20 protein-coding genes are annotated in these 17,058 nt (G+C 49.4%); 4 read left to right on the top strand and 16 right to left on the bottom strand.

Annotated features, from left to right (window positions below; translation table 11 throughout):
* Positions 1–26 precede the first annotated feature (26 nt).
* On the top strand, positions 27–1,373 hold the full coding sequence (pmbA, locus tag FXF61_RS10935) for a metalloprotease PmbA (RefSeq protein WP_151185297.1): 1,347 nt from the start codon (positions 27–29) through the stop codon (positions 1,371–1,373).
* Between the two features lie 49 nt (positions 1,374–1,422).
* On the opposite strand, the gene FXF61_RS10930 is transcribed toward pmbA, so the two are convergent.
* The 3 genes from FXF61_RS10930 to FXF61_RS10920 all read right to left on the bottom strand — a co-directional run bounded on the left by FXF61_RS10930 (position 1,423) and on the right by FXF61_RS10920 (position 4,762).
* Positions 1,423–2,595 carry a DUF3426 domain-containing protein gene (locus FXF61_RS10930; RefSeq protein ID WP_151185296.1) on the bottom strand — a complete coding sequence of 391 codons (1,173 nt, stop codon included), beginning with the start codon at positions 2,593–2,595 and terminating at the stop codon, positions 1,423–1,425.
* An 88-nt stretch (positions 2,596–2,683) separates the two neighbouring features.
* Positions 2,684–3,562, bottom strand: coding sequence for a 50S ribosomal protein L11 methyltransferase (gene prmA / locus FXF61_RS10925; protein ID WP_151185295.1), 879 nt, complete (start codon positions 3,560–3,562; stop codon positions 2,684–2,686).
* A 36-nt stretch (positions 3,563–3,598) separates the two neighbouring features.
* The gene (locus FXF61_RS10920; RefSeq protein WP_151185294.1) at positions 3,599–4,762 is read right to left on the bottom strand and encodes a 1-acyl-sn-glycerol-3-phosphate acyltransferase; all 1,164 of its coding nucleotides are present in this window, start codon (positions 4,760–4,762) and stop codon (positions 3,599–3,601) included.
* A gap of 104 nt (positions 4,763–4,866) precedes the next feature.
* On the opposite strand from FXF61_RS10920, the gene FXF61_RS10915 reads away from it, so the two are divergent.
* On the top strand, positions 4,867–5,139 hold the full coding sequence (locus tag FXF61_RS10915; protein WP_151185293.1) for a putative signal transducing protein: 273 nt from the start codon (positions 4,867–4,869) through the stop codon (positions 5,137–5,139).
* Between the two features lie 13 nt (positions 5,140–5,152).
* Complete coding sequence (locus tag FXF61_RS10910) at positions 5,153–5,770, top strand: SOS response-associated peptidase (protein WP_151185292.1); 618 nt, start codon at positions 5,153–5,155, stop codon at positions 5,768–5,770.
* 28 nt (positions 5,771–5,798) lie between these two features.
* Here the strand turns inward: FXF61_RS10910 and FXF61_RS10905 are convergent, their stop codons facing one another.
* The 11 genes from FXF61_RS10905 to FXF61_RS10855 form a co-directional block, all read right to left on the bottom strand.
* Positions 5,799–6,071, bottom strand: coding sequence for an HPr family phosphocarrier protein (locus tag FXF61_RS10905; protein ID WP_151185291.1), 273 nt, complete (start codon positions 6,069–6,071; stop codon positions 5,799–5,801).
* On the bottom strand, positions 6,064–6,945 hold the full coding sequence (gene rapZ, locus FXF61_RS10900) for an RNase adapter RapZ (RefSeq protein ID WP_151185290.1): 882 nt from the start codon (positions 6,943–6,945) through the stop codon (positions 6,064–6,066). The genes FXF61_RS10905 and rapZ overlap by 8 nt, the downstream gene beginning before the upstream one ends.
* 12 nt (positions 6,946–6,957) lie before the next feature.
* On the bottom strand, positions 6,958–7,416 hold the full coding sequence (ptsN, locus tag FXF61_RS10895) for a PTS IIA-like nitrogen regulatory protein PtsN (RefSeq protein ID WP_151185289.1): 459 nt from the start codon (positions 7,414–7,416) through the stop codon (positions 6,958–6,960).
* Positions 7,417–7,423: 7 nt separating this feature from the next.
* The gene (gene hpf, locus FXF61_RS10890; protein ID WP_151185288.1) at positions 7,424–7,732 is read right to left on the bottom strand and encodes a ribosome hibernation-promoting factor, HPF/YfiA family; all 309 of its coding nucleotides are present in this window, start codon (positions 7,730–7,732) and stop codon (positions 7,424–7,426) included.
* 82 nt (positions 7,733–7,814) lie between these two features.
* A complete protein-coding gene (locus FXF61_RS10885; protein WP_151185287.1) occupies positions 7,815–9,308 on the bottom strand; it encodes an RNA polymerase factor sigma-54 in 1,494 nt (497 codons plus the stop codon).
* A 175-nt stretch (positions 9,309–9,483) separates the two neighbouring features.
* A complete protein-coding gene (gene lptB / locus FXF61_RS10880) occupies positions 9,484–10,212 on the bottom strand; it encodes an LPS export ABC transporter ATP-binding protein (RefSeq protein WP_151185286.1) in 729 nt (242 codons plus the stop codon).
* The gene (gene lptA, locus FXF61_RS10875; protein ID WP_151185285.1) at positions 10,209–10,757 is read right to left on the bottom strand and encodes a lipopolysaccharide transport periplasmic protein LptA; all 549 of its coding nucleotides are present in this window, start codon (positions 10,755–10,757) and stop codon (positions 10,209–10,211) included. The genes lptB and lptA overlap by 4 nt, the downstream gene beginning before the upstream one ends.
* Positions 10,744–11,313, bottom strand: coding sequence for an LPS export ABC transporter periplasmic protein LptC (gene lptC, locus FXF61_RS10870; RefSeq protein ID WP_151185284.1), 570 nt, complete (start codon positions 11,311–11,313; stop codon positions 10,744–10,746). Before lptC ends, lptA begins: the two co-directional genes overlap by 14 nt.
* A gap of 14 nt (positions 11,314–11,327) precedes the next feature.
* Positions 11,328–11,864, bottom strand: coding sequence for an HAD family hydrolase (locus FXF61_RS10865; protein WP_151185283.1), 537 nt, complete (start codon positions 11,862–11,864; stop codon positions 11,328–11,330).
* The gene (locus FXF61_RS10860; protein ID WP_151185282.1) at positions 11,864–12,838 is read right to left on the bottom strand and encodes a KpsF/GutQ family sugar-phosphate isomerase; all 975 of its coding nucleotides are present in this window, start codon (positions 12,836–12,838) and stop codon (positions 11,864–11,866) included. Before FXF61_RS10860 ends, FXF61_RS10865 begins: the two co-directional genes overlap by 1 nt.
* An 85-nt stretch (positions 12,839–12,923) precedes the next feature.
* A complete protein-coding gene (locus FXF61_RS10855; protein WP_178087302.1) occupies positions 12,924–13,652 on the bottom strand; it encodes an ABC transporter substrate-binding protein in 729 nt (242 codons plus the stop codon).
* Between the two features lie 241 nt (positions 13,653–13,893).
* On the opposite strand from FXF61_RS10855, the gene FXF61_RS10850 reads away from it, so the two are divergent.
* Positions 13,894–15,237, top strand: a complete 1,344-nt coding sequence (locus tag FXF61_RS10850; protein WP_151185280.1) for a DEAD/DEAH box helicase — start codon at positions 13,894–13,896, stop codon at positions 15,235–15,237.
* A gap of 193 nt (positions 15,238–15,430) precedes the next feature.
* Here FXF61_RS10850 and FXF61_RS10845 read toward each other — a convergent pair whose 3' ends face one another.
* On the bottom strand, positions 15,431–16,027 hold the full coding sequence (locus FXF61_RS10845) for an HAD family hydrolase (RefSeq protein ID WP_151185279.1): 597 nt from the start codon (positions 16,025–16,027) through the stop codon (positions 15,431–15,433).
* A gap of 4 nt (positions 16,028–16,031) precedes the next feature.
* The gene (gene tesB, locus FXF61_RS10840; protein WP_151185278.1) at positions 16,032–16,919 is read right to left on the bottom strand and encodes an acyl-CoA thioesterase II; all 888 of its coding nucleotides are present in this window, start codon (positions 16,917–16,919) and stop codon (positions 16,032–16,034) included.
* Positions 16,920–17,058 lie beyond the last annotated feature (139 nt).

The following is a 17,058-nucleotide window of genomic DNA, read 5'->3' as shown; positions in this document are numbered from 1 at the left end:
TCTTGTGAAAATGCTTTGGAGTAACTATGAGTGTAAGTGAAAGTGTCGGCCCGCAAGCATTACCAGAACTGAAGGTTCAGGTGGAAAAGATTCTTGCGGCAGCCAAACAACAGGGTGCCAGCGCCTGTGAAGTAGAGGTCTCTGTGCAGCAAGGTTTAGCCACCAGTGTGCGTCAAAGAGAGGTAGAAACTGTTGAGTTTAACCGCGACCAGGGGTTTTCTATTACCCTGTATCACGGCCAGCAGAAAGGCTCGGCCAGCACCACTGCAACCGGTGATGCAGCGATTCAAGAAACGGTTGCTGCGGCTTTGGCAATTGCTAAATATGCCTCCCCTGACGAGTTTGCTGGCTTGGCGGATGAGCACTTAATGGCACGTGAGTTTCCTGATCTGGATTTATGGCATCCATGGGACTTGAGCCCTGAGCGCGCCATTGAGTTGGCGCTAGAATGTGAAGCGGCAGCCTTTGCTACGGATTCGCGCATCAGCAATGCCGATGGCAGCAGTGTTAATACAGATGTTGGCTGCACCATCTACGGTAACAGTCATGGGTTGATTGCCGGACATGCTGGAACACGGCACAGCATCAGTTGCGTGATGATTGCAGAAGCTGACGGCAATATGCAGCGTGACTACTGGTATGACTATGGCCGTCGTGCCGATTTACTCACCGATGCTGCCACCATTGGCCGTATCGCGGCAGAGCGTACGGTGAATCGTTTAGGTGCGCGCTCAGTGTCAACCTGTGATGTGCCAGTGTTGTTTGCTGCTGAATTGGCTGGTGGTTTGTTTAATAGCCTGCTCGGTGCCATTGCCGGTGGCAATCAATACCGCAATGCATCGTTTTTGCTGGGTGCATTGGGTCAGACGTTATTCCCTGAGTGGCTCACCTTAGATGAGCGTCCGTTACAGCCTGGTGGTTTAGCCAGCAGCGCCTTTGATGGTGACGGCCTAGCCACCTATGCCAAACCTTTTATTGAAAATGGTGTATTGGTCAGCTATATGCTCAGCACTTACTCAGGACGCAAGCTGGGTATGCCCAGTACCGCGAACTCGGGTGGTGCGCGCAACCTGTTCGTGACCCATGGCGATGAAGACCAAGCAGCGTTATTGAAAAAAATGGGGCGTGGCTTGCTGGTCACTGAGTTGATGGGGCAAGGTCTGAATATGGTCACAGGTGACTATTCACGCGGCGCCGGCGGCTACTGGGTTGAGAATGGTGAGATTCAGTTCCCAGTGCAAGAGGTGACCATTGCTGGCAATATGCGCGATATGTTTAAGCAAATTGTCGCTATTGGTAACGACCTAGATCGACGCGGCAGTGTTTGCACTGGCTCGGTATTGATTGAGCGGATGAAAGTAGCGGGCAGCTAGTTTGCCCGTTTAAGTGCTGCAGCACTGACCAGGTGCTGCAGGTGCGTATTCAGTCGGGCGAGACAAAATCTAGACTGTAGTTGACTGCACCACCGCTGGGCTCAAGTATTTCTAGAGCGATATGAATTGGCGTTTGCGGTGGCATGTGTGTTTGCCCAGCCAATTCCCCGCCTAAATATTCTTGAGGTTTAAATAAACGACTGGCTAAAGGCGTGCCGTTTAGATTGGAGAATCTCATTTCCAGCAGTGGAAAGGGCTGACTGAATGATGCGCGATTGTAAATAATTGCATCCACCAACAAAGCACCGCTAAATTCGGGGTGGCTACGCACTAATAAATTACTGCTTTTGATTTGCTGCACATCGACTTTGCTTGGCAGTTGGCAGTCGATCAGTTGGCATAGTGTTTCCAGCCATGGGCGTGTGCTGTCTTGGCGCGCCAGTTCGGCAAAATTCTTGTGCGTATATTGGCCCAGTAGGAGCAGTAGCGCCAAGCTGTTTAATAATCCCCAGCCCAGCCAACGTCTCCACGGGCTTTTTCTCGGTCGCCAATCAAGGCGCAAAGGCTCATCAGCAAAGTGCGCTAGATGATCGCTGGTTGCTTCGACAGTCATCTCGGATGCTGTTGTTTCCAGCACACTACTGGCTTTGGCAGAACTGGCAGGCTCAGGCGTCTGCTCAATGTCTGCCGCTGCTTGAGCCTCATCGGGCGGGCTGCTGCTCAGTTTTGCGACGGGTTCTTGTGCGAGCAGTTCATCGGTCAGATCATCCAGCGTCGACGAGTCAGCAGTGTCCTGTATATCGTTTTGCAGTTCAGGGCTAAGCTGCGGCTCTGTTGTTGCTAATGCGCAAAATTCGCTTGTTAGTTCGTGTGTGCGCTGTTCTTCTTGCTCTAGACGGGCCAGCTCTTCATCAAGATCGAGATCATTCAAGTCTTCGAGATCCATATCATCATGGATCATCAAGGGTTTCTTTAACCGCGGAGTAACAGCCGCGTGCTCTGCTTGGCTCTCGGCGTTCTCACCGCCTGGCATCGGCGCAGCGTGTGCTGCGGTCGGCTCTGCAGCGGCTGGAGCAGTATCAGCGGTGATTTGACTGGCTGCATTAAACACTTGCAAGCATGCACCGCATCGCACTGTTCCGCGAGCAGCGCTAAGCTGGCTCTGCTTGAGGCGAAAGCTGGTTTGACAATGCGGGCATTGTGTAATGAACATCTCAGTCATGATTAGGTCAATTTCAAAGAGAACATGAATACTATGCAGTCTAGCGCATCTAGCAGATTAAACTGCATGGACTGTATCGCACTATAGGTTAAAGGCGTACACCTGAAATGCACACCCAACCGTCTTTTTCTGCGGTTGGTGCTAAATCAAAGGCTGCACTGTAAGCGTCACGTACCTCTTGCGCTTGCTCGGCTAAGATACCTGATAAAGCAATGCGACCACCACTGCGAGTGTATTGAATGAGCTGTGGCGCAAGCTCCACTAGAGGGCCGGCTAAAATATTTGCTAAGACCACATCAAACTGCTGTTGCGGCATATCTTCTGGCAAGTAAACCAGCATATCCTCTGCTGCAATACCATTACGATTAGCATTATCGCGAGTGGCTTGCAGTGCTTGGCTGTCGATATCAGTACAGGTCAGCTGTTTAGCACCGAGTAACTTAGCGGCAATGGCGAGAATGCCTGAGCCACAGCCAAAATCTAAAACATCGCAGCCGTCAATAGGCTGACCGTCAAGCCATTCAAGACACAGTGCTGTGGTGGGATGTGTGCCCGTACCAAACGCTAAACCCGGATCGAGCAGCAGGTTCACTGCATCAGGCTCCGGTGCTGCGTGCCAGCTGGGCACAATCCATAAACGCTGACCGAAACGCATTGGGTGAAAATTATCCATCCAGCTGCGTTCCCAGTCTTGATCTTCAATCTCTTCGAAGTCTAGTTCAGGTGTGTCTGCACCGCCGAGTAACTGAATATGTTGGCGCAGAGATTGAGCGTCAACATCGTTTTCAAACAACGCCAGTAAGTGAGTATGACTCCACAGCGGCGTGGTGCCTAAGTCGGGTTCGTAAATGGGCTGATCTTCACCGTCCATATAGGTTACTGAGACCGCGCCCAGCTCCAGGAGACGGTCTTCCCATGCTGTCGCTTGATTGGGCTGTATGGCTAAACGGACTTGTAACCAGGGCATAAAAACCTCAAGAACGGGTGCAGATGTCTGCAAAAATTAGGCGTGCGTCGCAGCGAGGCTACGGTATTGGTTCTGTACGGGCATGGCGTATTGCATGATCAGATATGGGCGATGCTCTGCTGGGCAGGCGGCTAAACGTCGCTGCCATTCCTGCTGTGCGCTGGCGATGTCTTGCGCCTCGAACACCTTAGTAATATCAGGTACGGCTAAATCAGTGTCTCTTTGTTCCCACATGGCCCATGCTAAATAGTGAGCTGGGAATAAGCGGTAGTCGCGCCAAATTTCTTGGTCAACCAGCTGTGCCAATTGCTTTGCGTCAGTAAAGCCAGTGCTGATGGTGGGGCAAAAGTGCACGTGTACGCGTCCTTTGTAGCCGGTGATGCCCTGCGCGATACTGGCGTCATCCTCGCCGACTTGTTTGCTGTACTGACCGCTGCTGGCGCGGATATACAGCTCGCGCGCCTTGGCAATATCGCAAGGATCATATTCATAGCTGATGGCAACAGGTGTGAGGCGCAGCGAGGTAATGACGTCTTGGAAATCTTCGTCTTTACGTGATAAGTGGAACATTTTTAAGATGGCACTTTCAGTGCGGTCATCACCATTTTTAGCTCGACCTTCGGCTTGCGCAATCCAAATCGACTCACGATCGTTAAGGATGGAATGGTTGATATAGGCCGATAGCAATTGAAAGGCTGCGAGTTTTTCGCGGCGGTTGCTCAGTGAGCGGTGCACGATAAAGCTTTTGTTAATGCGCATCAGATCACTAACAAAAGGCCGCTGCAGCAGATTGTCGCCAATGGCGATACGCGGCGTGGTGTGCTTGGCCTGAAATAAAGCATAATTGACAAAGGCAGGGTCCATGACAATATCACGGTGGTTGGCCAAATACAGATGCGGTAGGCCTGCATGTAAGTGTTCCACGCCGGAAAAGCTGATGCCGTCAGTGGCTTGGGTAATGCTACGCTCAACATAGGGTTCAATACGTTCTTGCAGCGCTGCTACGCTTCGTATTTCACTAAGCTCCTTGCGCAACTTCCAGGCAATAATGGGCCGCAAAAGCCAGGCACAATAGCGTGAAGCAACTGGAAAACGGTATTGGGTGATTATGGATAAAAAATCAACATCAGCCAGTAAGCGTTGCAATACAGTCGCCACTTCATCGTCATTGTAGGGGCGAATGCTGTCAAATTGATCCATGTGATTCTCTTATTCGGCTACTGTTCAGTGCGTTAGACGCTGTAGGGTTGAACTATTGAGTTATTATACCTGTATTGATGAATAACGTGCAGAGGAGATCTAAGGTGCAAAGGATTCATGAGCCTGCTGATTTAATGGAAGCACAGATGCTGATCAGCATGTTGCGCAGCGAAGGTATTGATGTGTATTTGCAGGGCGCAGATTTGGTTGGCGGCATGGGCGAATTGCCTGCGCTAGGATTGCTTGGCTTGATGGTGGAAGATGAGCACGCGCAGCAGGCGCGCGAATTGATTAGTGACTATCAACAAGCAACGCCGATTGATGATGGGGGGCCAGAGCCGCAGCAGATGACAACGCACGGTATTTTAGAGTGTTAATAGAGGGGGTTTAATGTCGGGACGCTATGCTTTATATGACTGGCCTGAGGCGTGGTCGCAGTTGCCAGGTTTTAATCAGCAGATGCGTGCGCATTGGAACTTAGCACCAAAGTCACAAGTGCTTATGCTCTATCAGAAACAGGATACATTGCATGCTGCAATGGCGTTGTGGGGCTTTACCTCAGCGTGGATGACCGATCTAACCCGTGCTGTGGCGCATGCGCGAGTTGAAACAGTCAAGACTCAGCCGATGTTTAAAAAAGCCTGGCGTACTCAGCGTTGCCTATTACCCGCCAATGGTTTTTTTGAGTGGCGTGGCTTGCATCGCAAGCACCCTTTTTGGTTGAGTGCGGACGATTCTTTACTGTATTTTGCCGCGATCTGGGATGTGTATGCTGTGCCAGGCCAAGATTACTACAGTGTCGCCATGCTGACTCAACAAGCAGCTCATTTACGCCGTCCGATTGTGCTCAATCAACAGCAACAAGCGGTATGGTTAAACCCGCACAGCAGTGACGAAGCCTTGCAGCAGGCGTTAGTCGGTGCCCAGCTGCCATTGCGTGAGCGCCGTGTCAGTACCTTGATTAATGATCCACTGGTGGATGGGCCGCATTGCTTAGCTATGGGCTAACAGCATGCTTGCTGGCTGAGCGATTGTTTTAGCTGTCTTCGTGGAAGCGTTGCTCAATCAACTCTTGCAGGGCGGCCAGTGCTTCTGCTGCTTGCTCGCCTTCAGCGCTAATCAGCAGCTCGGTGCCTTTGCTGGCTGCCAGCATCATCACCGACATGATATTTTTGCCGCTGCATAGAGAGTTGGCATCACGGCCGACACTGATATCGCAGGGAAAGGTATTGGCGACAGAGACAAACTTTGCTGCAGCTCGAGCATGCAGGCCAAGTTTGTTAATGATAGTGACCTGACAACTATGCATCGTGCTTCTCGTTGCTAGGCACCATGTCGCGATGGCGAATTTGCACATTGCTCAGCTCTTTACTGAGCGCCTCACCGATACGCTGTGCCATATACACAGAACGGTGTTGGCCGCCGGTGCAGCCAATTGCAACGGTGACATAAGCGCGATTGCTGGCAGCAAAGCGTGGCAGCCATTTGGTTAGATAGGCATAAATATCGTTGTACATTTCTATTACGTCAACTTGCTCCTGCAAGTAATCGACGATGACTTGGTCGAGGCCACAGTAAGCACGTAGATCCGGCTTCCAGTAGGGATTGGGTAGGCAGCGGATATCAAAGACCACGTCTGCATCAACCGGTCTGCCGCGCTTAAAACCAAATGACTCGATTAAAAATGCAGTGCCAGGCTCAGGTTTGTCCAGCAAGCGCAATTTAATGGTGTCGCGTAATTGGTACAGATTAAGGTGCGTGGTATCAATGGTTAAGTCGGCCAGATCAATGATGGGTGATAGCAGGGTTTTTTCATCTTCAATGGCTTCGGCAAGCGAGCGCGTATCACTGGTTAGAGGGTGGCGTCTGCGTGTTTCTGAGAAACGCGTGAGTAAGGTTTTATCATCGGCATCTAAATACAGTACATCACAGGTAATGTGACGCTCGCGCAAGCCAGCTAATAGCTCAGGGAAACGCTCGAGTTGGTTGGGCGCGTTACGTGCATCAATCGAAACTGCAATATTGGGATGCAGTAGCTCGGAGGTCAGCAGTGTACGTTCAGCCAACTCAGGCAATAACATGGCTGGCAGGTTATCTATGCAGTAGAAATTGTTATCTTCTAAGACATCTAAGGCTGTGCTTTTACCTGAGCCAGAGCGCCCGCTAACAATAATCAAACGCATGAATAAGGGCCTCTATAGTTGCGCAGCAAGCACCGTTTTATACAAGTCAGCGCTCGTTGGCGCGTTACGTAGGCGCTCACGAACATCGTCTTGCTCAAAAATACCGGCAATTTGTCGCAATAATTCTAAGTGTTGATCGGTTGCTTCTTCTGGCACTAAAAGTACAAAAAGCAAGTCAACCGGCTCGCCATCAATAGCGTCGAAGTCAATGGCTGTTTCTAAGTGTAAAACCGCACTGATGGGCGTTGTGCAGCCGATCAGGCGACAGTGCGGAATCGCAATGCCGTTACCAAAGCCTGTGGAACCGAGCTTTTCACGAGCAACCAAGCTTTCGAAGAGAACGTCCTCATCAATGCCAGGTACGTCAGTCGCAATCAAGTGGGCAATGTATTCCAATATGCGTTTCTTACTGCCGCCCGGAACGTTCACTTGGGAGCGCTCCGGGGTCAGTATATGTTCTAGTCGAATCATAGAAGTATTAACGTTCAAGCACGCCTTTTTGGCGATCCAGTTGTTTTTCTTTGTGTTTGATCAACTGGCGATCCAGTTTATCAACCAGTAAGTCAATAGCCGCATACATGTCTTCATGTTCGGCATTGCCATTAATGTCGCCACCGGCAATCAGTAAGGTTGCATCGATTTTCTGTTTTACTTTTTCAACACCAAGCGTCACGCGGATGCTGGTGATTTTATCAAAATGACGCTCAAGTTTAGCAAACTTGTTGTTGATGTAATCACGTAAGGCTTCAGTGATATCCAGCTGATGACCTGTAATGGTGATTTGCATACTTTTCTCCTTAGATTTACGGCTTGATACGGTGTTAGCGCAATTGTAACGCCTGCATAAATTAAGTGTTAATGACCAATGTCTATAGTAACTGTTTTCGTTCGGTTGACGAGGCAATACCCAGTGATTCTCTATACTTAGCAATAGTACGGCGTGCCACTTGAATGCCTTGCTCTTCCAGTAAGCCAGCGATTTTGCTGTCGCTTAGTGGTTTTTTCGGGTTTTCTGCGGCAACCAGCTTAGTAATAATGGCACGAATTGCGGTTGATGAGCATTCGCCACCCTGAGCAGTGCTGACGTGGCTAGAGAAAAAATATTTTAACTCAAAAATGCCCCGTGGCGTGTGCATATATTTTTGTGTGGTAACCCGAGAAATAGTTGACTCGTGCATGCCAACAGCGTCTGCAATTTCAGCCAATACCAAAGGTTTCATGGCTTCTGGGCCGTAGTCGAAGAAACCGCGCTGATAATCGAGAATTTGTGTGGCAACTTTGAGCAGCGTTTCATTACGGCTTTGCAGGCTTTTAATAAACCAGCGCGCTTCTTGCAGTTGTGTGCGTAAAAAAGTGTTGTCAGCACTGTTGTCGGCGCGCTGCACATAGCCTGCGTACTGTGCGTTGACCGCTAAGCGCGGTGCTATGGCTGGATTGAGCTCAACAATCCAGCGGTTATTGGCCTTGCGTACAATCACGTCAGGCACAATGTATTCGGCTTCTTTGCTCTCGATCACTGAACCAGGCCGTGGGTTAAGGCTTTGAATCAACTCTACGATTTCTTTGAGTGCGTCTTCTTTGATGCGCATACGGCGCATCAGCTGGTTGTAATCACGACCGCCTAGTAGCTCTAGATGCTCTCGGCAAAGTGTTTTTGCTTCAGCCAGCCAAGCGGTGTTGCTGGGCAGTGCATGCAGTTGTAGCAGCAAGCATTCGCTCAGGTTACGTGCCGCAATGCCTGTGGGCTCAAACTGCTGCACACGTTTGAGCACCATTTCAATTTCGTCCATTTCGATGTGCTGCATGGGATCGAAGGCGTCTTGAATGTCTTCAAGGCTGTCTTGCAAATAACCGTCTGCACCGATGCTGTCGATAATCACGGTGGCGATAATGCGGTCACTATCGCTCATTTTAGCTAAGTTGAGTTGCCAGAGCAGATGGCTTTGCAGGTCAACAGCGGCTGAGGTGGTGCTGGTAAAGTCCCAGTCTTCACTGCTTGAGCTGGGGATATTGCTGGCGCTGGATTGGTAGACATCATCCCATGAGGTATCAATTTCGAGCTCGCTAGGAATTTGTTCAGTCCATTCGCTGATCTCAGGCTCGGGCTGGCCTTCTGCATCGTTGGCTGGCTCTTCTTGGCTGGCTGCCTGAGTATTATTTGAATGCTCTTGTGCAGTGTTTTCAGTTGTGCTGGCCGTGCTGTGGTTTTCGTCTTCTTGCTCGAGCATTGGATTGCTTTCCAAGGCTTCTTGGATTTCTGCTTGCAGATCTAATGTCGACATTTGCAATAAGCGAATCGCTTGCTGCAATTGCGGGGTCATCGTCAGCTGTTGACCCATTTTTAAAACGAGTGAGGCTTTCATAATGGAAGGGCATGCCTCCTAATCATCAGTGCGCCAAGATTTGGCTCTTAGCAAGATTTATGCCTGATTTTTTTGCGTTTGCATAGTCTTGACAGACTGAGAATAGTAATGAACTAATATTATTTTAACGTGTCAGAGTAAAGTTTAGTGGAGTTTTGCTATGTTGTAGCGGCCTTTACAGACGAAATTGTTGGCCTAAGTACACGTCTTTAACCAGTTGATTAGCAAGGATGCTACTGGGTGAACCGGTTGCGATGATTTGACCGTCGTTAACAATATAGGCTGTTTCACAGATGTCCAATGTTTCACGTACATTATGATCGGTGATTAAAACGCCAATGCCTTTGTCTTTTAAGTGATGAATAATTTGTTTGATATCGCCCACGGAAATGGGATCAACACCAGCAAAAGGCTCGTCAAGCAAAATAAATTTAGGATTGGTAGCCAGCGCGCGAGCAATTTCGACGCGTCGGCGTTCACCGCCGGATAAGCTCATGCCGAGGTTGTTGCGCAGGTGCGTAATGTTGAACTCTTGTAACAGCTCATCTAGCGCTTGCAGGCGAGCTGCGCGGTCGAGGTCTTTGCGCAGCTCTAAAATGGCTAGAATATTATCAGCGACGCTAAGCTTGCGAAAAATAGAGGCTTCCTGCGGTAGGTAACCAATACCTGCGCGGGCGCGGCCGTGCATCGGCTGGAAGCTAACATCGGTTTCATCAATAAATACAGAGCCTTTATCGGCTTTAACCAAACCTACAATCATATAAAAACAGGTGGTTTTGCCAGCACCGTTAGGGCCCAGTAAACCAACCACTTGGCCGCTTTCAATCGACAAGCTGACATCGTGAACGACACTGCGACCCTTGTAAGACTTGGCTAGGTTTTTCGCCGTTAAGGTGCTGCTCATGGTGTGTTTGGCTCTGTTGTGTTGTCTTTGTTTTTTGGCTGAATCACCATATTGATGCGCGGTGATGGCGTGGTAATGGTGCCTTGTTTGCCGCGTCCAGCCGTGACAATTTCTTTTTGTGTGTCGTAGATAATTTTTTCGCCGCGGAAGGTGTTGCCTTGCTGGATGACTTTGGCTTGATCAATGATGATGATTTTTTCATTGCTGGCAAAGTACTGAATGGTCAGGCCGTAGGCTTGTACGATGTCTTTGTCGGTAGAGGGTTGCTGCTCATAGTAAGCAGGCTTGCCGACGGAGGTGAACACATCAATATCACCGCTTTTGTTTAGGGTGATGGTAACGGTATCGCCGGTTATTTTTAGTGTGCCTTGCGTGATGACAACATCACCACGATAAATCGCAACACCGCGCTTATCATCCATCTCTGCGCTATCAGCCTGAATGTTAATTGGCTGGCTGCTATCAGAGGGAAGGGCGTTGGCCAGTCCGCTAAGAAGACTAAAACCGGTGGCAATGATTAAAGCTGTTGTTTTAGCGAACGTCATGTTGGCCTCTCACGTTTGAAAGTAAATGCATTTTACTTTCGTTTAAATAAGTTTGCATGCCAACACCGGTAGTGATGCCGTTGGCTGCTTCAATTTTTACTGCCAGTTGTGTGTGTGCATATTCGGTATCAGGCACATAGGTCAGTTGTTCAGTGGTCAGTATGGTGGGTCGCCCTTTTTCATCAGTACGCTCGATACGCACATTTTTGATCAGCTCAACTTCTTTACCTTCTGGGCTGACTTCACTGCGCTCGCTGGTAATGTGCCAAGGTAGCTCTGTGCCGCGAAACAATAATAAATCCGGCTGCAATAGTAGCGTAATATCATCGTGTTGCGTATGTTCTATGCGCGGGCTGGACAGCTCATAGTGAATAGTGCCGTTATCGGTAAACTGTATGGTCTGTGTATTGACTGCAAAAAAGTCGATGCTGTTATCGTCTACCGTTAAAGCAGTCGCCTCGATTTCAGAGGAAGTGTTGATATTCCAATAGCCTAAAGCTGCGACGAGCACAGCGAAGGGTAAGAAAAACAAAGCTAAGCGCATATTTGCAGACATAAGCACACCGAAAATTATAAATAAGCGCTTTGCGCTGCGTTAAGGGTGCCTTGTGCGGCCATGATAAATTCGCATAGCTCGCGCGCCGCACCCTCACCGCCACGTAGAACTGTTACCGCTTGCGCGTGTTGGCGTACAAAGCTGTTGGCGTTAGCCACGGCGACACCTAAAGCAACGCAGCGAATGGGCGCTAAATCAGGTAAATCATCACCTAAATAGGCCACTTGATCATATGACAGCTGCAGGCTGCTAAGCAGTTCATCCAGTGCGGTACGCTTATCTTCACGGCCTTGCACGACATGCTCAATGCCTAAGTTTGCTGCGCGACGCTCAACAATGCTTGAAGTGCGTCCAGTAATGATTGCGACATCTACCCCAGAGTTCATTAGCATTTTAATGCCTTGGCCATCTAGAGTGCTGAAAGCTTTTGCTTCACTGCCATCGGCTAGAAAATACAGCTTGCCGTCAGTCAGAACACCGTCAACATCTAACACCAGTAAACGCACATTGCGTGCACGCTGCAGCAAATGAATATTGTTAAGGTCGAGCATTACATCACTCCTGCACGTAGTAAGTCGTGCATGTTCAATGCACCAATGGCTTGGTTATGCTCATTGACCACAGGCAGCGAGCTGATTTTATGGTCTTCCATAATTTTTAAAGCTTCTGCGGCGAGCATATCAGGGCGTGCAGTTTTGCCGCCGTGGGTCATCAGTTCATCAATATAAGCGTCGCGAATATCAATGCCTTTATCTAAGGCGCGGCGCAAATCACCATCAGTAAAAATGCCGGCTAAGGTTTGGTCGGGGGCCAAAACCAAGGCCATTCCCAAGCCTTTTTGCGTCATTTCTAGCAGCGTAGAGCGTAACGAGGCGCCGCGGGCGACTGCTGGAAGCTCATTGCCACTGTGCATAACATGTTCAACTTTCAACAGCAGTTGGCGGCCAAGTGCGCCGCCTGGGTGTGAAAAGGCAAAGTCTTCTGGGGTGAAACCGCGCGCTTCAAGCAGTGCAATGGCCAGTGCATCACCGAGCACTAAAGTAACAGTGGTTGATGAGGTGGGTGCTAGGTTCAGTGGGCAGGCTTCTTGTGCAACCTTGGTGTCTAGGTTGACTTGTGCGGCGCTGGCTAAAGTGGACTCAGGATTGCCTGTCATACTGATAAGGGTGATGCCTAAGCGCTTAATAAATGGCAATAAAGTGACGATTTCATTGGTTGTGCCAGAGTTGGATAAAGCCAATACAACATCGTTACTGGTGATCATGCCCATATCGCCGTGGCTGGCTTCTGCTGGGTGGACAAAAAAAGCAGGGGTGCCGGTGCTGGCTAAAGTAGCAGCAATTTTACGACCGATGTGCCCAGACTTACCCATGCCAACCACTACAACGCGTCCCGTGCAGGCGAGAATAAGCTCGCAGGCTTGGACAAAACTAGCGTCAATGCGCGCTGATAAGCTCGTAATCGCATCTTGTTCAAGGCTGATAGTGCGTTTAGCCGAGTCGATAAGGGATTGTGCTGAGAACATAATGAAGGGGTCTTCAAAAGTAAAAAATTAATTATACGTGAAATTTCTGAGCAACTCATTAGCTCTTCTATGTTTGCTGATTATGCTAGTGCAGGGGGCGTGCTTTATAGCTCGTGTAGGCTTGCTCTAGATCCTTTAGCAATTGCTCGGGTTGTGCTGATTTACGTGAAATGACAAATGCTAACGGGGTGCTGTTAATAAGAATATAGGGGAGTCTAAGTCCGTTTATACCGAGCTCTTGTTGTGCTGCCTGAATTGGGGATAAATAGTCGAGTAAGTAGTCGCCACGTTTGCGCATCAGCATGGCAATGGCGGAAGAGTGCTGGCTGGTGCGAGTGACTTGTAGGTTTAATGCGTTATCAGCAAGCCATTGCGTCGCGGGTGGCCAGTAGCTGTAGCCATTGATAAGAATGATTTTTTTATCTTTTAAGTCATTGGGTAGTTTGGGTGCAGGAGCGTCCGGATGATAAAACAGAGCAAGCGAGGCTTCGCCAAGATACAGGCTGCTTTCTAATACATGACCTGCGAGGGCAGGCTTACCTGGCGCACCAAGCCATATATCAATATCACCAGAAATAATGTTTGCATAAAGCCGTGCTGAGGGCAGGTCTTTAAAGATAACGCGATAGCCTTTACTGGTAAGTAGCGTGCGACACAGCTGTACAAAAGAGCCTTGGGGGGTTCCTTGTTTATCTGTATAACTAACAGGTGGGAAATCATAATAACCAACCGTGATAGTAGGTCGGCTGTCAGCAATGGCAGCAACGTGTGTGAAAAAGCCAATGATTAATAGGACAGCACGCAAGTGTCTCATAATGCTAACCCCCTTGTTAGTGTTGACCGCGCTTGCTTGAGGATAGCGCATATAGAGCAGCTAATACATCTGCCTCTGGCAGCCTGCTTTGATTAAATTATATACCTATGGGTCGGCATAGCAGTGTCTTAGTATGCCCTGTAGTCAGGCTTACACACTTTATCTAAGAGGCGAATTAATAAACACTGTAGAATGAACTTTATTGCCCTTGTAGGGGTTGAACGGTCAGAGTAAATAACACATGTCTTTTGCGAGTTTAGGATTAATGCCAGCGCTGTTGGAGAATCTGCAGCGCTTAGCGTATCAGCAGCCAACGGCGGTGCAGCAGCAGGCCATTGCGCCTATTTTAGCGGGTAAAGATATTTTAGCCGCGGCACAAACCGGTACCGGTAAAACAGCCGCATTCACCGTACCGCTGTTGCAGTTGCTTCTTACTGAGGGTGAAAAAGTCACTTCCAACTGTGTGCGTGCTTTAGTCTTGGTGCCAACGCGTGAGCTGGCTGAGCAAGTGCATGAGTCGATTCGCAGCTACTTGGGTGACTTGCCTCTGCGCACTGCAGTTGCCTATGGCGGCGTCAGTATCAATCCGCAGATGATGAGCTTGCGCCGTGGTGTTGATGTGTTAGTGGCTACGCCAGGGCGTTTGCTCGATCTGTATCAGCAAAATGCACTGCGTTTTAATCAGATGCAAACCTTAGTGCTGGATGAAGCTGATCGCATGTTGGATCTAGGCTTTGCTGAAGAGCTCAATGCGCTGTTTGCCTTGATGCCACGCAAGCGTCAAACATTGCTGTTTTCTGCGACCTTTTCTGGGCCTATTCGCACCTTAGCGGGCCACTTATTGGATCAGCCTGTGCGCATTGATGTGACGCCTAAACACTCGGCTGCCGAAACAGTTAAACAGTGCCTGCTGGTGGTTGATAAGCATGCTAAAACAGACCTTCTCCTGCACTTGATTAGCAGCCGGCAGTGGGGGCAGGTTTTAGTTTTTGTACGCACTCGTAAGGGTGCGGAGTCATTGCATAAAAAATTAGTGGCAGCGCAGATCACAGCAGATGCGATTCATGGCGACAAAACTCAACCAGCCCGTTTACGTGCATTGCAGGCGTTTAAGCAGGGACGCATTCAAGTGCTGGTGGCTACCGATGTCGCTGCGCGTGGCTTAGATATCGAGCAATTGCCGCATGTGGTCAACTTTGACTTGCCAACGGTGGCGCAAGATTATGTACACCGTATTGGCCGAACTGGACGCGCAGGGCTTAGTGGTGAGGCGATCTCTCTGGTCAGTGCCGATGAGTTAGAGGCGTTAATAGCCATTGAAGAATTAATGGGTATTAACTTACAGCGCTTTGATGAGCCTGATTTTTACGCTGAGCATCGCTTGCCAGAAACAGTTTTAGGCGTTGGACGAATTAAAAAGCCTAAGAAGCCTAAAAAGAACAAAGCAGTAGGAACAGGACAGATTCATTTGGGCGATGACTTTGCTGTCGATAGCAAGCCGCAAGTGGTGCCTGTTCGACAAGTGCCGCGTTTGGCTGTGCCGGGTCGGCATAAACCCAAGCCCAGCAATGCCAAGCCTCGATAGGTTGGCTTAGTTGCTAGGCCAATCGGTTAGTAGCTGGTCTGATTAGGTGGCAGAGCTGAGTAGAAAGTTATGCTGCCATGATTTTAGCAATCCAATCTAGATTAGATGTGCAGGTGGCTCAGGCGGTTTTGTTATAGCGGGCCTGTACAGCATCACCAGCGCCTCTTGTCACCTGAGCAAAACAAGAAAAGAGTTAAGCCAGAGCCATTAGCAGTTGCTGGCAGTCTATCGCGTGAAAATCTGTCAGCTCAGGCCACAGGTTTTCTGCGGTGTTGACCTGTACTGCATAGGTGCCAGCTGCTTGTGCTGTTTTTAAATCCATATGGAAATCGCCGACCATCAGCATCTGTGCCGGGGTAACCTGCCAGTGCTGAGCAATTTTTAATAGCCCGTCTGGGTGCGGTTTAGGAATGGCTTGCTCGCGACCGAGAATGAGGTTGTCGCTAAAGTAGTCGAGTAAATCAATGGCTTGCAGGGTCAGTACAGCCAGCTCTTTAGCATTGCGGGTAAGAATGGCCAGCTCGCGACCCTGATTATGCAGGTGTTGTACCAGTTCAACAGCACCGGCTGCGGGCTGTGAGTTGATTGCCAGTTGCCGTTCATGTTCAAGCAGCCAGTGGTGTTTTTGCTGTGCCTCAGCGCTGGGCAGGCTGGCTAGGTGGCCTAAGATATCGGCATGCTGAGGGATTTCCAGCATGCGACGAATATACAGAAAATCATGCACGGCAATGGTCAGTGTGCCGTCCATATCAAACACCCAGTGCTGGCATTCTTTTAAATATGCAGACATCACCTTAATCCATAATATCTTTGTGTTGCCAGTCCTCACGTGTGCGAGTCAGGCCTTCTTGAGCAACTGAAGCAACTAAGCGTCCGTCACGGCTATAGATACTGCCGCGGGCAAAGCCTCGAGATTTACCGGCCCAAGGGCTGTCGGTTGAGTATAAAAGCCAGTCATCAAGGCGTACATCTTCATGAAACCAGATCGAGTGATCAAGGCTAGCAACTTGCATTTGCGGTTGCCAGATTGAAGCACCATGCGGCAGTAATGACGTGGTTAGAAGACCAAAGTCAGAGGCGTAAGCCAGTAAATGCTTATGCAGTGCTGGTGATTGTGGCAGCGGGCTTGCCGCTTTAAACCAGACTTGCTTGATTGGCTCGCTAATCTCTGGGTTGAGCGGATCCAGCACTTGCACGGGGCGCGTTTCAATGGCTTTAGCACGCAGCATCTTCTCGCGTTTTTCTTGGCTGAGTGCTTGCGCCAAATGAACTGATAGTACTTCTTCTGGAATCAAGTCTTCCGGTTGTGGCACGTCGGGCATTGCTGTTTGGTGACGAAAGCCTTGTTCTTGCTGATGAAAAGAAGCGCTGCAAGTGAAAATAGGTTGACCATTTTGAATGGCAGTCACGCGTCGCGTACTAAAACTGCCCCCGTCACGTACCCGTTCAACTTGATACACCACGGGTTTTTTAGCATCGCCGGCACGTAAGAAATAACCGTGTAAAGAGTTGGCTTGGCGTGTGCTGTCCACTGTTTGGCTGGCTGCTGATAATGCTTGTCCGAGGACTTGGCCGCCAAACAACTGGCGAAAACCTAGGTCTTGGCTGGCGCCGCGAAATAAGTTTTCTTCTATCGTTTCCATGTTGAGTAGCGACACTAGCTGATCAAGAAGTGAATTCATTGGGTTCCCCGTGGCTCACAGAATGACTGTGAAGATGTGGATAGTTATTGATTTATAACCGAGATATTAAAGATTTTTTCAGCTTTTGTCGGCTATCTATTCTTGGGCTGCTATTATTTTGTTTTAACTTTGAACGTAG

The organism is Pseudomonas sp. C27(2019) (assembly GCF_008807395.1).
GTDB lineage: Bacteria > Pseudomonadota > Gammaproteobacteria > Pseudomonadales > Pseudomonadaceae > Denitrificimonas.
This window is presented reverse-complemented; position numbering and strand designations above follow the sequence as displayed.

Coding starts and splice junctions, on each gene's coding strand:
- pmbA (WP_151185297.1), top strand. CDS start 27: ATGAGTGTAAGTGAAAGTGTCGGCCCGCAAGCATTACCAGAACTGAAG.
- FXF61_RS10930 (WP_151185296.1), bottom strand. CDS start 2,595: ATGACTGAGATGTTCATTACACAATGCCCGCATTGTCAAACCAGCTTT.
- prmA (WP_151185295.1), bottom strand. CDS start 3,562: ATGCCCTGGTTACAAGTCCGTTTAGCCATACAGCCCAATCAAGCGACA.
- FXF61_RS10920 (WP_151185294.1), bottom strand. CDS start 4,762: ATGGATCAATTTGACAGCATTCGCCCCTACAATGACGATGAAGTGGCG.
- FXF61_RS10910 (WP_151185292.1), top strand. CDS start 5,153: ATGTCGGGACGCTATGCTTTATATGACTGGCCTGAGGCGTGGTCGCAG.
- FXF61_RS10905 (WP_151185291.1), bottom strand. CDS start 6,071: ATGCATAGTTGTCAGGTCACTATCATTAACAAACTTGGCCTGCATGCT.
- rapZ (WP_151185290.1), bottom strand. CDS start 6,945: ATGCGTTTGATTATTGTTAGCGGGCGCTCTGGCTCAGGTAAAAGCACA.
- ptsN (WP_151185289.1), bottom strand. CDS start 7,416: ATGATTCGACTAGAACATATACTGACCCCGGAGCGCTCCCAAGTGAAC.
- hpf (WP_151185288.1), bottom strand. CDS start 7,732: ATGCAAATCACCATTACAGGTCATCAGCTGGATATCACTGAAGCCTTA.
- FXF61_RS10885 (WP_151185287.1), bottom strand. CDS start 9,308: ATGAAAGCCTCACTCGTTTTAAAAATGGGTCAACAGCTGACGATGACC.
- lptB (WP_151185286.1), bottom strand. CDS start 10,212: ATGAGCAGCACCTTAACGGCGAAAAACCTAGCCAAGTCTTACAAGGGT.
- lptA (WP_151185285.1), bottom strand. CDS start 10,757: ATGACGTTCGCTAAAACAACAGCTTTAATCATTGCCACCGGTTTTAGT.
- lptC (WP_151185284.1), bottom strand. CDS start 11,313: ATGTCTGCAAATATGCGCTTAGCTTTGTTTTTCTTACCCTTCGCTGTG.
- FXF61_RS10865 (WP_151185283.1), bottom strand. CDS start 11,864: ATGCTCGACCTTAACAATATTCATTTGCTGCAGCGTGCACGCAATGTG.
- FXF61_RS10860 (WP_151185282.1), bottom strand. CDS start 12,838: ATGTTCTCAGCACAATCCCTTATCGACTCGGCTAAACGCACTATCAGC.
- FXF61_RS10855 (WP_178087302.1), bottom strand. CDS start 13,652: ATGAGACACTTGCGTGCTGTCCTATTAATCATTGGCTTTTTCACACAC.
- FXF61_RS10850 (WP_151185280.1), top strand. CDS start 13,894: ATGTCTTTTGCGAGTTTAGGATTAATGCCAGCGCTGTTGGAGAATCTG.
- FXF61_RS10845 (WP_151185279.1), bottom strand. CDS start 16,027: ATGTCTGCATATTTAAAAGAATGCCAGCACTGGGTGTTTGATATGGAC.
- tesB (WP_151185278.1), bottom strand. CDS start 16,919: ATGAATTCACTTCTTGATCAGCTAGTGTCGCTACTCAACATGGAAACG.